This window comes from Streptomyces sp. NPDC058665 (assembly GCF_042714995.1).
Classification (GTDB): domain Bacteria; phylum Actinomycetota; class Actinomycetes; order Streptomycetales; family Streptomycetaceae; genus Streptomyces.
The window spans coordinates 1-14,109 of sequence record NZ_JBHXRX010000074.1; the positions used below are offsets into that span (position 1 = coordinate 1).

Sequence of the window (14,109 nt, forward strand, 5' to 3'; positions counted from 1 at the left end):
GGGCCGAGTCCCGGTCCGCCCGCCGACCGACCGCCGGCGCGCCCCGTCAGCTCCTGTCGCGCCCGCGTACCAGCACCATCGCGCCGCCGCCCACGGCGAGCAGCAGCACCGCACCGCCCGCCAGATACGGCGTGGTCGAACTGCCGCCCGTCTCGGCGAGGTTCTCGGGGGCCGGCTCCGAGGCGGTCTGCGGTTCGACACCGTCCTTCTCCGGTTCCGGCCGCTCCTCCTTCACCGGCTCGGCGGGCGCCTCACAGGTCGCCTCGGCGAGGGTGAGGGTGCCCTGGACGTCGGCGACGTTCAGCTTGAGCGGGTTCACCGCGACCCGCAGTTCGAGCGCGGTCGCGGCGGCCGTACGGGACGTGGTCCGCGTCTTCGACAGGTCGAGCGTCACCTCGCCGACGCCCGGCACCTCGACCCGGGTCGGTCCGCCCGCCGAGAGCGTGACCTTCTTACCGAGGACGGTGACGGAGCCGAGCAGATTGGATTCGGCGACGGGCTTCTTCCCGGCCTCGCAGACCGCCTTGGAGGTGACCTCCTGGACCTCGATGAGTGACAGGAGCGGCAGCCCGGGGACATGGACCTTGGCATGGGCGATGTTGGCGTAGCCCTCGGCCTTCCGGTCGTCGGCCGTGGCCCGCGCGGTGGCGACCTCGGCGCCCAGCACGGTGAAGGGCCTGCCCTGGTCGACCCCGTCGAGTTCGACGGTGAGCGCGGTCTTGTCGGCGTCGGCCGGAGCCTGCACCTCGTTGAGCGACGCCCGCAGCGGCACTTCGACGGTCTTGTTGAGCAGGGACACGTCGAGGGCGGTCCGCAGAACGACCGCGCCCGCCTTGCCCTTTCCTGAGGTCGCTCCCGTTCCTCCCGTGGCCTGCGCCGGGGCGGCGAGCACGGCGGGCCCCGCGACCAGGGCCACGGCCGCCGCCAGCGCGGCGGAACGGCGTGCGGGCATGCGGAAGACATTGCTGTTCAAAATGGTGGAACCCCCACTGAGATTTGGCGTCGCCGACCGGCCTGCATGGGGACACATGGGCGGCGGCGACCGAGACACGGGAATCCTCGCGCACCGAGAGTGAACTGGCGGACACCTGGGGTGAGTTCACTCCAAAGGGGGGTTTCTGTGTCCACGTTCGAATTCTGTGGGTACGGGCGTTCCTTCCGGCCACCCGCACCGGGGGGCGTACGGTCGCGCACCCGGCCGTTCCGGCGGGCGTACGGCGAGCTCACCCAAGAGCTCACCCCGGAACTCACCGGGGGCCTCGCCGAAGGGGCCCCCGCGCCGAACGTCAGCCCACGACCCGCCCGTTGAGCACGATCCGCCGCGGCGCCGCCAGCATCCGCACATCGACCCGCGGGTCCCCGTCGAGCACCACCAGATCGGCCGGAGCGCCCTCCTCAAGGCCCGGACGCCCCAGCCAGGCCCTCGCTCCCCACGCGGTCGCCGACAGCGCCTCCACCGGCGGAATACCGGCCTTCACCAACTCCGCGACCTCGTCGGCCACCAGACCGTGCGCCAGGGAGCCGCCCGCGTCCGTGCCGACGAAGACCGGGATGCCCGCGTCGTACGCGTTGCGCACCGTGTCGTAACGGCGTTCGTGCAGCCGCCGCATATGGGCCGACCAGCCCGGGAACTTGGTCTCCGCGCCGGCCGCCAGATCCGGGAACGTGGCGATGTTGACCAGCGTCGGGACGATCGCGACGCCGCGCCCCGCGAAGAGCGGGATCAAGTCGTCGGTGAGCCCAGTGGCGTGCTCGACGCAGTCGATCCCGGCCTCGACGAGATCGCGCAGCGCGACCTCCGCGAAGCAGTGGGCCGTCACGCGGGCGCCGAGCCGGTGCGCCTCGGCGATCGCCGCCTCGACCTCGCCGCGCGGCCAGCACGCGGTCAGGTCCCCGGCCTCACGGTCGATCCAGTCCCCGACGAGCTTGACCCAGCCGTCGCCGCGCCCGGCCTCCTGGGCGACGAAGGCGACGAGATCGCCCGGCTCGATCTCGTGGGCGAAGTTACGGATGTAGCGGCGGGTGCGCGCGATGTGCCGGCCTGCCCTGATGATCTTCGGCAGATCGTCCCGGGCGTCCATCCAGCGGGTGTCGGACGGCGACCCCGCGTCGCGCAGCAGCAGCGTGCCCGCGTCCCGGTCGGCGAGCGCCTGCTTCTCGCTCGTCGCCTCGTCCACCGGACCGTGGGTGTCCAGACCCACATGGCAGTGGGCGTCGACCAGGCCCGGCACGGCCCAGCCCGCGACCGTACGGATGTCGCGCGCGCCGGACGGACGCTCATAGGTGGTCCGCCCGTCCACGACCCACAGCTCGTCCCTGACCTCGTCGGGTCCGACGAGCACCCGGCCCTTCACATGCAGCACCGCGCGATCACTCATGGGCCGAACTTTACGAGGCGCTGAGTACCCTCGACGAGGGCGTGTCCGAACACCGTTCGAGCGACGCCCGGCTCGACCGTCCCGCCCCGCCCCACTCCGCCCCACCAGCCCGACCCGAAGAGAGCCCGCCGCCGTGACCCATCCCCTGCTGGACCTGCCTCCCCTCACCCCCGCCCGTTTCGCGGCCGTCGAGCGACGGGTCGCAGCCCTGCTCGACACCGAGCAGGACGTGGTGATCATGCAGGGTGAGGCGCTGCTTCCTTTGGAAGGCTGCGTCCGCGGCGGTGCCCGCGCCGGTTCGACCGCGCTGAACGTCGTCACCGGCCCGTACGGCCAGACCTTCGGCGACTGGCTCCGCGACTGCGGCGCCAAGGTCGTGGATCTGGAGGTGCCCTTCCACGCGGCGGCCACGGCCGAGCAGGTCGAGCGGGCCCTCGCGGAGCACCCGGAGATCGACTTCGTGTCGCTGGTGCACGCGGAGGCGGCCACCGGCAACACCAACCCCGTGGCGGAGATCGGCGAGGCCGTCCGCGCTCACGGGGCGCTGTTCATGCTGGACGCCGTCGCGTCCGTGGCCGCCGAGCCGCTACTGCCCGACGCCTGGGGCGTCGACCTGTGCGTGATCGGCGCGCAGAAGGCCATGGGCGGCCCCGCCGGTGTCTCCGCCGTGTCGGTGAGCACCCGCGCCTGGGAGCGGCTGGCGGCGAACCCGGGGGCGCCCCGCCGCTCGTACCTCTCGCTCCTCGACTGGAAGGAGCGCTGGATCGACACCGGCCGCGTGGCTCTGCCGCATGCCCCCGCCCAGCTGGAGATGCTGGCCCTGGACGCCTGTCTGGAGCGCATCGAGGCGGAGGGGCTCGCCACCCGGATGGCGGCACACGCCTCGGCGGCCTCGGCCACCCGCGCGGGGGCCCTCGCACTCGGCGGTGGGATTGAGCCGTACGTGTACTCCGCGCGGGACGCCGCCCCTGTCGCCACCACGCTGCGCACCCCGCCGGGAACCGACGCCTCAGCACTGGTCGCCGCTGCCCTGGCCGCCGACCCCTCGCTGCCCCTGATCGCCGGGGGCGGGGCGCTGGCCAAGGAGATGATCCGGGTCAACCACTACGGCTCCGACGCCACCCCCGGCGCGGTCCGGTCCTCGCTCGCCGCACTGGGCGCCGCGCTCGCGGCGGCGGGCGCCGATGTGAATCCCGCGGCGGCCGAGAAGGCAGTATCCGACAAGTGGTCCGGCATCGCATCCTGAAAACAACGGACGCATTAATTCGAGAATACGGGAATGTATTCTTCTCCAAGCAGCTTCCCGTATTCGTCTGCCCGCTTTTTCTGATCCTAAACGCCAAGGTTTCAACAACGGCGACGATGTAATTCCGACAGGGATCGAGAGCGTTACGCACATGTGACCGAGTACACAAGCGCGCCCGCCTTGCCCGGTATCTCCTGGTCAAACCGTCACGTACTACCTCCCCGTCTCCTTGGCGCACGCGCCCGCGTGATAACACAGATCAGGTCCCCGCCCAACCCCTGCCGACGATGCGCTTTCCGAATCCGCTCGGTAAATTCAATAGACATGACTGCCGCCCAAGCAGACCTTGCAGGTGTCCGAAGCGAATTCACGCGATCCTTCCGGATCGACGCCCCACGAGTGGAGGACGGGGCCGCGATCTGGCGCATCGCCCGCGATTCCGAGGTGCTCGACCTGAACTCCTTGTACAGCTATCTGCTGTGGTGTCGTGACTTCGCCGCGACCTCGGTCGTGGCCCGCGACACCGCCTCGGGAGCCGACGGGGCGGCCGACGGGACCCCCATCGCCTTCGTGACGGGTTACGTCAGGCCCGAGCGCCCCGAGGCCCTGGTCGTCTGGCAGGTGGCCGTCGACAGCGCCCACCGGGGCAAGGGCCTCGCCGGCACCCTTCTCGACTCACTCGTCCGACGGGTCACCGACGAGCAGGGGATCACCTCTGTCGAGACGACGGTCACCCCCGACAACGCGGCGTCGGACCGTATGTTCCACGCCTTCTCCGAGCGTCATGGCGCGACCCTGGAGCGCGAAGTGCTCTTCGACGGGGAGCTCTTCCCCGACGGAGGACACCAGCCCGAGGTGCTGTACCGGATCGGCCCGCTCACGACCTGAGCCGCGCCACTCCCCCCACTCCCGCACTCCTCTCTCCCACACCCTTCAGGAGACTGCTATGACCATCACCCCGCCCGTCCTGAGTATCTTCGAGACCCTCGAATCCGAGGTACGGAGCTACTGCCGCGGCTGGCCGGCCGTGTTCGACCGCGCCCAGGGCAGCCGTCTCACCGACGAGGACGGTCACAGCTACCTCGACTTCTTCGCCGGCGCCGGTTCGCTCAACTACGGGCACAACAACCCCGTACTGAAACGGGCGCTGATCGACTACATCGAGCGCGACGGCATCACCCACGGCCTGGACATGGCGACCACCGCCAAACGCGCCTTCCTGGAGTCGTTCCGGAGCGTGGTGCTGGGGCCCCGTGATCTGCCGTACAAGGTGATGTTCCCGGGCCCCACGGGCACCAACGCCGTCGAGTCGGCGCTCAAGCTGGCCCGCAAGGTGAAGAACCGCGAGTCGATCGTGTCCTTCACCAACGCCTTCCACGGCATGTCGCTGGGCTCTCTCGCCGTCACCGGCAACGCGTTCAAGCGGGCCGGAGCGGGCATCCCGCTGGTCCACGGCACCCCGATGCCGTTCGACAACTACTTCGACGGCCAGGTCCCCGACTTCCTCTGGTTCGAGCGGCTGCTCGGTGACCAGGGCTCCGGGCTCAACAAGCCCGCCGCCGTCATCGTCGAGACGGTGCAGGGCGAGGGCGGCATCAACGTCGCCCGCCCCGAGTGGCTGCGCGCCCTCGCCGATCTGTGCGAGCGCCAGGACATGCTGCTCATCGTCGACGACATCCAGATGGGCTGCGGACGCACCGGCGGGTTCTTCTCCTTCGAGGAGGCCGGCATCACCCCGGACATCGTCACGCTGTCGAAGTCCATCAGCGGCTACGGCCTGCCGATGGCGCTGACGCTCTTCAAGCCGGAGCTGGACATCTGGGAGCCCGGTGAGCACAACGGCACGTTCCGCGGCAACAACCCGGCCTTCGTGACGGCCGCCGCCGCGCTCAACACCTACTGGGCCGACGGCCAGATGGAGAAGCAGACCCTGGAGCGCGGCGAGCAGGTCGAGCGCGCGCTGCTGGCCCTGGTGGAGGAGTGCGCGCCCGGCAGTGTGAGCTTCCGCGGCCGTGGCCTCGTCTGGGGCATGGAGTTCGAGGACAAGCCGCGGGCCGGCGCGATCTGCCGCCGCGCCTTCGAGCTGGGGCTCCTGCTGGAGACCTCGGGCCCGGAGAGCGAGGTCGTGAAGCTGCTTCCGGCGCTGACCGTCACGCCCGAGGAACTGGACGAGGGCCTGCGCACGCTGGCCCGCGCCGTACGCGAGACGGCCTGACCGACCGACCGACTGACCGCCTGACCGAAAAGGTCCGCCCCTGGGGCCCGGGTGATCCGGGCCCCAGGGCGGGCACCCGGACAAGACAACGCGACGCGGCACAGAACCGCGGCACGCCGCATCACGCCGCATCACGGACACGCCGCAGCACAGAAGGGTCCCAGCCACCGTGATCGTTCGATCGCTGAAGGACATCGAGAACACCGACCGCCATGTGAGATCGGCGTCGGGCACCTGGGAGAGCAAGCGCCTGGTGCTCGCCAAGGAGAAGGTCGGCTTCTCCCTGCACGAGACCGTGCTCTACGCGGGCACCGAGACACCGATGTGGTACGCGAACCACATCGAGGCGGTGCTGTGCGTGGAGGGCGAGGCCGAACTCACCAACGACGACACGGGCGAGACCCACTGGATCTCCCCCGGCACGATGTATCTGCTCGACGGCCACGAGAAGCACACGCTCCGGCCGAAAACCGACTTCCGATGTGTCTGCGTCTTCAACCCGCCGGTGACAGGGCGGGAGGACCACGACGAGAACGGCGTATACCCGCTGCTGACCGAGGAGGGCTGAACTGCCATGACCACCGCCCCTGCACGCACCGACCTGTACCCGACCCGTGGCGTGGGTGAGGTGACCACCCCGCGTCAGGACCCCGTCGTCTGGTCACCGCCCGGCACCCCCGGCCCGGTCGCCGCCGGTGAGCTCCAGGGTCTGGAGCGGGACGGGTTCCTCACCGTCGACCAGCTCATCGGCCCCGACGAGGTGGCGCTCTACCGCGCCGAGCTCGACCGGCTGGTCACCGACCCGGCCGTCCGGTCCGACGAGCGCTCGATCATCGAGCCCAAGTCCAAGGACGTACGGTCGGTGTTCGAGGTCCACAAGCTCAGTGAGCTCTTCGCCGGTCTGGTGCGCGACGAGCGTGTGGTGGGCCGGGCCCGGCAGATCCTCGGCTCGGACGTGTACGTCCACCAGTCCCGTATCAACGTGAAGCCGGGCTTCGGCGCCTCGGGCTTCTACTGGCACTCGGACTTCGAGACATGGCACGCCGAGGACGGTCTGCCGAACATGCGGACCGTCTCGGTGTCGATCGCCCTGACCGAGAACCTCGACACCAACGGCGGCCTGATGATCATGCCCGGGTCGCACAAGACCTTCCTGGGCTGCGCGGGCGGGACGCCGAAGGACAACTACAAGCAGTCGCTGAAGATGCAGGACGCGGGGACGCCGTCGGACCAGGCGCTCACCGATCTCGCGTCGGAGCACGGCATCAAGCTCTTCACGGGCAAGGCCGGTTCGGCGACCTGGTTCGACTGCAACTGCATGCACGGGTCGGGCGACAACATCACCCCGTTCCCGCGCAGCAACGTCTTCATCGTCTTCAACAGCGTGGAGAACGCGGCGGTCGAGCCGTTCGCGGCGCCCGCCCCGCGGCCGTCGTTCATCGGCTCCAGGGACTTCACGCCGGTCCGCTGAGTCCGCCCGCGTGGAAGAGGTGCGGGGCCGGTCGTCACGACCGGCCCCGCACTCACGCGGCCGGGCTCCGGCGGAGTGGTCGCTCAGCCCGCGAGGACGTCGAGCGCGCGGTCCACGTCCGCCGTGGAGTTGTAGAGGTGGAAGGCGGCACGCAGATTGCCCGCGCGGACCGAGACCGTCACGCCCGCCGTCTGGAGCCGGGGGTGCAGATCGCCGAGACCGGGTACGGCCACGACGGTGGAGCCAGGGGCGGCGACCGGCTCGTGTCCGAGGGAGCGGAGGCCGGCCCGGAAGCGGTCGGCGAGCGCGGTGACATGGGCCTGGATCCGCTCGACGCCGATCTCCTCCAGCAGGGCCAGGGACTGTTCGGCGCCGTGGTAGGAGAGAAAGGCCGTCGGCTCGTCGAACCGGCGTGCGGAGTGGGCCAGTTGCTCGACGGGGCCGTACGTACTGGCCCAGATGTCCTCGCCCGAGACCCAGCCCGCGTGGATGGGCACCAGGCTCTCCTGCGCCTCCTCGGTGACGGTCAGGAACGAGGTGCCGCGCGGGCTCACCAGGAACTTGTAGCCACCGGCGACCGTGTAGTCGTACGCCCCCGCGTCCACGGGCAGCCAGCCCGCCGCCTGGGTCGCGTCGAGCAGCGTACGGGCGCCGTGCGCCTCGGCGGCGGCCCGTACCGCCGGCAGATCGGCGATGCGGCCGTCGCCGGACTGGACGGCCGAGACGGCCACCAGCGCGGTCTCGGGCCGTACTTCGCCGGCCAGCGACTCCAGCGGTACATAGCGCGGCTTGAGATCACCGCGTACGGCGAAGGGGGTGACGACGGAGCTGAACTCGCCCTCGGCCATGAGGACTTCACTGCCCGGCCGCACCGAGGCCGCGATCAGACCGACATGGACCGCCACCGAGCCGCCGACGGCCACGCGCCCGGCGGGAATGCCCACGAGGCGCGCGAACGAGGCGCGGGCCGCGTCCACCGAGTCGAAACTGCCCCCGCCGTGCCCTGCCCCCGTGCCGTTGTCGACGGCCAGCGCCCGTACCGCTTCGACCGCCCGGCGCGGCAGCAGACCGCAGCTCGATGTGTTCAGATACGTCGCCGCGGGCGTGAACTCGGTGCCTCCCAGAGTGTCCATGGCCTCACCCTGGGACCCTTGCCGCTCTCAGTCAATTGCGCATTTCCAAGGGGAACACCCAAGGGATCCTTATGAATGGGTGTGGGCCTGCGGAATCTCGCAGGAGCCCTCCGCGTCGCAGGTGGGGGCCGATTCGTTCGCCGCGCCGCTCGCTACGACGGGCGTGATCGCGCGTCCCTGCCACGCCTGCTCCAGCGCCTGGGTGAAGACCTCGGCGGGCTGGCCCCCGGAGACGCCGTAACGGCGGTCGAGTACGAAGAAGGGCACGCCGGTCGCGCCGAGTTCCGCCGCCTCCCGTTCGTCGGCCCGTACCTCGTCGGCGAACGCGTCCTCGTCCGCGAGGAGTACCCGCGTCTCGGCCTCGTCCAGGCCCGCCTCGACGGCGAGATCGACCAGCGTCTCCAGGTCGTAGACCGAGCGCTCCTCGGCGAAGTTCACCCGGTAGACGACGCTCAGCAGTTCGTCCTGCCGGCCGCGCGCCTTGGCCAGATGGAGCAGCCGGTGGATGTCGAACGTGTTGCCGTGGTCCCGGTCGCCGACGCGGTAGCCGAGCCCTTCGGAGCGCGCCTGCGAGGCCACCTGCTCCTCCATGGCGAGGGCTTCGTCGCGGGAGCGGCCGAACTTCGCGGCCAGCATGTCGACCACGGGAGCGACTTCGTCCTTGGCGTGCCCGGGGTCGAGCTCGAAGGAACGGTGCACCACCTCGACGTCGGCCCGGTGCTTGAAGGATTGGAGTCCCTTCTCGAACCGGGCCTTGCCGATGTAGCACCAGGGACAGGCGATGTCGCTCCAGATCTCCACGCGCATGTGTCTGCTTCTCTCCAGGGCAGGTCGGTGCGGAGCCTCCCTCCGCTCCTAGCGCAACCCGCCGGACACACGTCCCCATTCCCGCCACGACGGCCGGGAATGGGACGCCCGGCAACGGCCGCCTCACTGCGCCCCCGCCGAGACCCGCCGCACCACGCTGAGCAGGTACTCCTTGCGGTTGAGCGGGTCGTGGTCGGTGCGGGAGCGGGTCGGGGGCGGGCCCTGGACCGGCTGGTGATGGTCGAAGGCCGCCTCCAGGACGCCCTCGCCGCTGGTGAGCGTCGGCAGCAGTTGTTCGAGGGCGTGCACCTGGGCCGCCGGGATCTCGCCCTCCACCACGTACGACGTCCCGCGCACCGAGGGCGTGTGGGGCACCGCACGCCGCCGGGCGAGGGCGGGCAGCACCGCTCCGAACGTGTCGGCCGGTACGTCGAGCCGGAAGTGGTGCATGGGTTCGCACACGACCGTGCCCGCGTCCTTCAGCGCGGCCATCAGCACCAGTGGGGTCAGCAGCCGGAAGTCACCGCCGGTGCTCGACATGCTCTTGTCGAACGTGGCGTGGGCGTGGCTCTGCCGGGGCGCGTAGCCGGTGCGCGTCAGCACCACGAGGCAGTCGGGGACCGCCCATCCGTACAGACCTTCGCGCAGGGTGAGCCGCACGGTGTCCTCGATGGCTTTCATGAACGCGTAGGGCATGGAGCCGAGTTCGACCTCCAGCCGGAAATCCACACCGCTGCCGGGCGGCGCCGGTTCCACCCGCAGTCCGACGGTCGCGAGGAACGGATTGGGTTCCTTTCCCATGACCTCCGCCGCGCTTCCCGTGCCGGCGAGCCTTTCCACACAGATCGTCGTGGTCTCACGGAAGGTGACGTCCACGCCGTACTCGTCGGCGAGTGTCGCCTGGATGACCTCTTTCTGTACCTCGCCGTAGAGCGAGACCGAGATCTCCTGCCGGATCTCGTCCTGCCGCAGATTGATCAGCGGGTCCTGCTCGGCCAGTTGGGTGAGCGCGGCGTGCAGCGCGCCCTTGTCGGTCCGCTCGCCTGGGACGACGACGGTGGCCAGGGTCGGCGGGGAGAAGTGGCGGCGTGCGGCGGTGGCGGCGGACGGGTCGCCGATCACGTCGCCGATCCGGATGTCGGCGAGCCCCCAGAGCTTGCCGATCCGGCCCGCGCCGACGGAGGAGCGGCGCACCGACGAGCCGTCCTCGAAGACGTTGATCGCGGTGACCCTGCCCTCGTCGCCGTCGCCGACGGGCAGCCGGTCGCGTACGCGCAGCGTGCCGGCGAGCATCCGTACGTAAGCGATCTTCTCGCCGGCCGAGCCGCGCTCGACCTTGAAGACCGTGCCGGAGGCGGGACCCCGCTCGTCGCCCGCGGTGGCGGGCAGCAGCTCCCTGATGGCGGCGGTGAGCGTGTCCACACCCGCGCCGGACATGGCCGAGCCGAAGTACACGGGATGGATCAGCGCCTGCCCTGTCCGGTGGGCCAGTTCACGGCGGAGCGTGTCGTACGTGAGGCGGGCCGGGTCCTCGACGTACGCCGCGAGGAAGGCGTCGTCCTGTTCGGCCAGTCGCTCGGCCAGCGTGCCGGCCGGGGAGAAGGCCGGGTCCGTCGCGCCGTACGGGGTGAAGTCGGCCCCGCGCGTGCCGAGTCGGCATACCGATCCCATGGGGACGATCGCGGGCGTCAGCTTCGCGGCCAGGTCACGCAGGAGGCCGTCGTGCCGGGCGCCGACACGGTCGATCTTGTTCACGAAGACAAGCGTGGGGATGCGCAGCCGGCGCAGTGTCCGCATCAGCACGCGCGTCTGCGCCTGGACTCCCTCGACGGCGGAGACGACGAGAACGGCGCCGTCGAGCACGCTGAGCACCCGCTCCACCTCGGCGATGAAGTCCGGGTGTCCCGGGGTGTCGATGAGATTGACGGTGATGTCGTCGATGGCGAACGAGACGACGGCGGACTTGATGGTGATGCCGCGCCGGCGTTCGAGTGCCAGGGAGTCGGTCTGGGTGTTCCCGTCGTCGACCCGGCCGATCTCGTCGATGACTCCGGCGGCGTGCAGCAGCCGCTCGGTCAGGCTGGTCTTACCGGCGTCGACGTGCGCCAGGATTCCGAGGTTGAGCGTACGCGTACTCACTGAGCGTCATGTCCTTTGAATAGGCAGGGGTTCCCTTCCGCTGGATGGACACGGACGTTCCGCGCATGACGGCTCCTTGAGTGGCTGACGGGCCGGCCGGGCGGCCGACGTCGGGGAGTACAGCAAACCCCCGACCGCCCGGCAAACGATTTACCGGGCGGTCGGGGGTCGCGTTTCGCGGGTCTACGAGACCGTCGCCGGCTCCGCGCGGCCGTCCACCCGGCGGGGCAGACCCGCCGGGTTGTCGTCGCGCAGCTCCGGCGGTAGCAGCGCGGCGGGCGTGGACTGGTAGGTGACGGGCCGCAGCCAGCGCTCGATCGCGGTGGCGCCGACGGAGGTCGACGTGGAGGTGGACGCCGGGTAGGGGCCGCCGTGCTGCTGCGCGGGGGCGACGGCGACGCCGGTGGGCCAGCCGTTGACGAGGACGCGGCCCGCGAGCGGCGTCAGGTCGGCGAGCAGCCGCGCCGCGCCGGAGTCCGCGTCCCCGGCCTCGCTTTCGGCGAGGTGCAGCGTGGCGGTGAGGTTGCCGGGCAGGCGGCCGAGGACGGCGCCGATCTCGGCGTCGGAGCCGTACCGGGCGACGACCGTCACCGGGCCGAAGCACTCCTCCAGGAGCAGATCGTGCGGCCCGTCGGCGGCCAGGCGCCCCGCCGGTACGGTCAGATAGCCCGCGCTGACGGTGTGGTCGCCGCCGGCGCCCGGGGTGATGGGGGCCGCCACGTCGGGCAGCTCCGCCCGCTCGCGTACGCCCGCGACGAACGCGTCCCGCATCCGGTGGTCGAGCATCACGCCGGGCTCGGTCTCGCTGACGGCCGTCGTCAGCGACTTGAGGAGACTGTCGCCCGCGTCGCCCTCCGGGACCAGGACGAAGCCGGGCTTGGTGCAGAACTGGCCCTCGCCGAGCGTCATCGACCCGGCCAGACCGGCGCCGAGCTGCTCGGGGCGCTCGGCCGCCGCGGCTTCGGTGATCACGACGGGGTTGAGCGAGCCGAGTTCGCCGTGGAAGGGGATCGGGGTGGGCCGGGCCGCCGCCGCGTCGAAGAGGGCGCGTCCGCCGCGTACCGAACCGGTGAAGCCCGCCCCGGCCACCAGCGGGTGCTTCACCAGCTCCACACCGGCCTGGAAGCCGTGGACCAGGACCACCACGTCCTCGGGCAGCCCGACCTGCGCGGCGGCCCTGCGCAGGGTGGCGGCGCAGATCTCGGAGGTGGCGGGGTGGTCGGGGTGTGCCTTGACGACCACGGGGCAGCCGGCGGCGAGCGCGCTCGCGGTGTCGCCGCCCGGGACGGAGAAGGCGAACGGGAAGTTGCTGGCCGAGTAGACGGCGACGACGCCGAGCGGCACCTTCCAGCGCCGCAGGTCGGGCCAGGGCGGCGTACGGTCGCCATCGGCGTGGTCGATGCGTACGTCGAGGAAAGCGCCCTCGTCCACGACGTCCGCGAAAGCCCTCAACTGGGCGGTCGTACGGGCGAGTTCGCCGGTGAGCCGGACCGGTCCCAGCGCGGTCTCGGCGTCCGCCGCCTCGATGGCGTACGCCCCCGATTCATCGAGGAGATCCGCCGCCGTGCGCAGAAGCGCCGCACGCGCGGTACGGTCGGCGAGCGCGGGCCGGGCGGCGTGCGCGCGGCCCACCGCGCGGTCGACCTCCTCGGCCGTGGCCTCGACCGCGACCTGCTCACGCGGCTTCCCGGTTCGGGGGTCGACACTCCAGACTGGTACTGCTGCCACCGCGGCTTCCTTCCAATTCCTGTGTCGTCCGCTGTCATCGCCAAGGCGCTGTTCGGTATTCTGAACAGAGTTCCTGATGATGAATCCAAGGGGACTCTATTTCTGTGCGTTCTATGTGGTCAAGAGTGGTCAAGATAGGGGCGAGAGACAATGTCGGCAGCGGAAACGGGTGGAGCACAAGTCAAGTCCGCGGTGCGGACGGTGGAATTGCTGGAGTACTTCGCCGGGCGTCCCGGGATGCACTCCCTCGCCTCGGTGCAGGAAGCGGTCGGCTATCCGAAGTCCAGTCTCTACATGCTGCTGCGGACCCTCGTCGAGCTGGGCTGGGTGGAGACCGACGCGACCGGCACGCGGTACGGCATCGGCGTACGGGCCCTGCTCGTCGGCACGTCGTACATCGACGGTGACGAGGTGGTGGCCGCCGCCCGCCCCACCCTGGACCGGCTCTCCGACGACACGACGGAGACGATCCACCTGGCGCGTCTCGACGGCACCAGCATCGTCTATCTCGCCACCCGCCAGTCCCAGCACTATCTGCGGCCCTTCACACGCGTCGGCCGCCGGCTGCCCGCGCACTCCACCTCGCTCGGCAAGGCTCTGCTCGCGACGCACACCGACGAGCAGGTACGGAAGATGCTGCCGGAGACGTTGTCGTCGCTGACCGAGCACACCATCACCGACCGCGAGAAGCTCATCGGGGAACTGAACACGATCCGCGAGCAGGGGTACGCCGTGGACCGTGAGGAGAACACCCTCGGGCTGCGCTGCTTCGGCATCGCGATCCCGTACCGGACACCCGCGCGCGACGCGATCAGCTGCTCGGTGCCGGTGGCGCGGCTCACGCCCGCGCACGAGCAGATGATCAAGGACGCGCTGTTCGACGCGCGCGACCGTCTGACGCTGGCCACCCGCAGGCTCTGACCGCGCCCCTCCCGGGCGACCGGTCTCCCCCGCGCGGCGGAGGGGGATCGTCGGGGCGGGGGAGGTGCGGC

12 protein-coding genes are annotated in these 14,109 nt (G+C 70.8%); 6 read left to right on the top strand and 6 right to left on the bottom strand.

What is annotated here, in order from left to right:
• Positions 1-46 precede the first annotated feature (46 nt).
• Both ACFWV8_RS32830 and ACFWV8_RS32835 read right to left on the bottom strand, forming a co-directional pair.
• Positions 47-973: an SCO1860 family LAETG-anchored protein gene (locus tag ACFWV8_RS32830; RefSeq protein ID WP_384212668.1), complete on the bottom strand. Its 927-nt coding sequence runs from the start codon at positions 971-973 to the stop codon at positions 47-49.
• 313 nt (positions 974-1,286) lie between these two features.
• The gene (locus tag ACFWV8_RS32835; RefSeq protein ID WP_384212676.1) at positions 1,287-2,378 is read right to left on the bottom strand and encodes an amidohydrolase family protein; all 1,092 of its coding nucleotides are present in this window, start codon (positions 2,376-2,378) and stop codon (positions 1,287-1,289) included.
• Between the two features lie 133 nt (positions 2,379-2,511).
• On the opposite strand from ACFWV8_RS32835, the gene ACFWV8_RS32840 reads away from it, so the two are divergent.
• The 5 genes from ACFWV8_RS32840 to thpD all read left to right on the top strand — a co-directional run bounded on the left by ACFWV8_RS32840 (position 2,512) and on the right by thpD (position 7,310).
• The gene (locus tag ACFWV8_RS32840) at positions 2,512-3,624 is read left to right on the top strand and encodes a pyridoxal-phosphate-dependent aminotransferase family protein (RefSeq protein WP_384212681.1); all 1,113 of its coding nucleotides are present in this window, start codon (positions 2,512-2,514) and stop codon (positions 3,622-3,624) included.
• 324 nt (positions 3,625-3,948) lie between these two features.
• Positions 3,949-4,512, top strand: a complete 564-nt coding sequence (gene ectA, locus ACFWV8_RS32845; protein ID WP_384212685.1) for a diaminobutyrate acetyltransferase — start codon at positions 3,949-3,951, stop codon at positions 4,510-4,512.
• Between the two features lie 58 nt (positions 4,513-4,570).
• Positions 4,571-5,839: a diaminobutyrate--2-oxoglutarate transaminase gene (gene ectB, locus ACFWV8_RS32850; protein WP_384212691.1), complete on the top strand. Its 1,269-nt coding sequence runs from the start codon at positions 4,571-4,573 to the stop codon at positions 5,837-5,839.
• Positions 5,840-6,008: 169 nt separating this feature from the next.
• On the top strand, positions 6,009-6,407 hold the full coding sequence (locus ACFWV8_RS32855; RefSeq protein WP_384212698.1) for an ectoine synthase: 399 nt from the start codon (positions 6,009-6,011) through the stop codon (positions 6,405-6,407).
• Positions 6,408-6,413: 6 nt separating this feature from the next.
• Positions 6,414-7,310: an ectoine hydroxylase gene (gene thpD, locus ACFWV8_RS32860; protein WP_384212703.1), complete on the top strand. Its 897-nt coding sequence runs from the start codon at positions 6,414-6,416 to the stop codon at positions 7,308-7,310.
• Between the two features lie 83 nt (positions 7,311-7,393).
• On the opposite strand, the gene ACFWV8_RS32865 is transcribed toward thpD, so the two are convergent.
• From ACFWV8_RS32865 to ACFWV8_RS32880, 4 genes are all read right to left on the bottom strand, one after another.
• Positions 7,394-8,443 (bottom strand): aminotransferase class V-fold PLP-dependent enzyme, encoded by a 1,050-nt coding sequence (locus tag ACFWV8_RS32865; RefSeq protein WP_384212709.1) that lies wholly within the window; start codon positions 8,441-8,443, stop codon positions 7,394-7,396.
• A 69-nt stretch (positions 8,444-8,512) separates the two neighbouring features.
• Positions 8,513-9,250 (bottom strand): DsbA family oxidoreductase, encoded by a 738-nt coding sequence (locus tag ACFWV8_RS32870; RefSeq protein ID WP_384212713.1) that lies wholly within the window; start codon positions 9,248-9,250, stop codon positions 8,513-8,515.
• A 123-nt stretch (positions 9,251-9,373) separates the two neighbouring features.
• Entirely contained in the window at positions 9,374-11,389 is a 2,016-nt protein-coding gene (locus ACFWV8_RS32875) for a GTP-binding protein (RefSeq protein ID WP_384212718.1), read from the bottom strand.
• A gap of 183 nt (positions 11,390-11,572) precedes the next feature.
• A complete protein-coding gene (locus ACFWV8_RS32880; RefSeq protein ID WP_384212724.1) occupies positions 11,573-13,117 on the bottom strand; it encodes an aldehyde dehydrogenase (NADP(+)) in 1,545 nt (514 codons plus the stop codon).
• Between the two features lie 150 nt (positions 13,118-13,267).
• Between ACFWV8_RS32880 and ACFWV8_RS32885 the strand changes: the two genes are divergently transcribed.
• A complete protein-coding gene (locus ACFWV8_RS32885; RefSeq protein WP_384212727.1) occupies positions 13,268-14,038 on the top strand; it encodes an IclR family transcriptional regulator in 771 nt (256 codons plus the stop codon).
• The last annotated feature ends 71 nt before the right edge of the window (positions 14,039-14,109 follow it).

Excerpts from the sequence above, each read along its gene's own strand:
- ACFWV8_RS32870 (WP_384212713.1), bottom strand. The coding sequence starts at position 9,250 with ATGCGCGTGGAGATCTGGAGCGACATCGCCTGTCCCTGGTGCTACATC.
- ectA (WP_384212685.1), top strand. The coding sequence starts at position 3,949 with ATGACTGCCGCCCAAGCAGACCTTGCAGGTGTCCGAAGCGAATTCACG.
- thpD (WP_384212703.1), top strand. The coding sequence starts at position 6,414 with ATGACCACCGCCCCTGCACGCACCGACCTGTACCCGACCCGTGGCGTG.
- ACFWV8_RS32835 (WP_384212676.1), bottom strand. The coding sequence starts at position 2,378 with ATGAGTGATCGCGCGGTGCTGCATGTGAAGGGCCGGGTGCTCGTCGGA.
- ACFWV8_RS32865 (WP_384212709.1), bottom strand. The coding sequence starts at position 8,443 with ATGGACACTCTGGGAGGCACCGAGTTCACGCCCGCGGCGACGTATCTG.
- ACFWV8_RS32885 (WP_384212727.1), top strand. The coding sequence starts at position 13,268 with ATGTCGGCAGCGGAAACGGGTGGAGCACAAGTCAAGTCCGCGGTGCGG.
- ectB (WP_384212691.1), top strand. The coding sequence starts at position 4,571 with ATGACCATCACCCCGCCCGTCCTGAGTATCTTCGAGACCCTCGAATCC.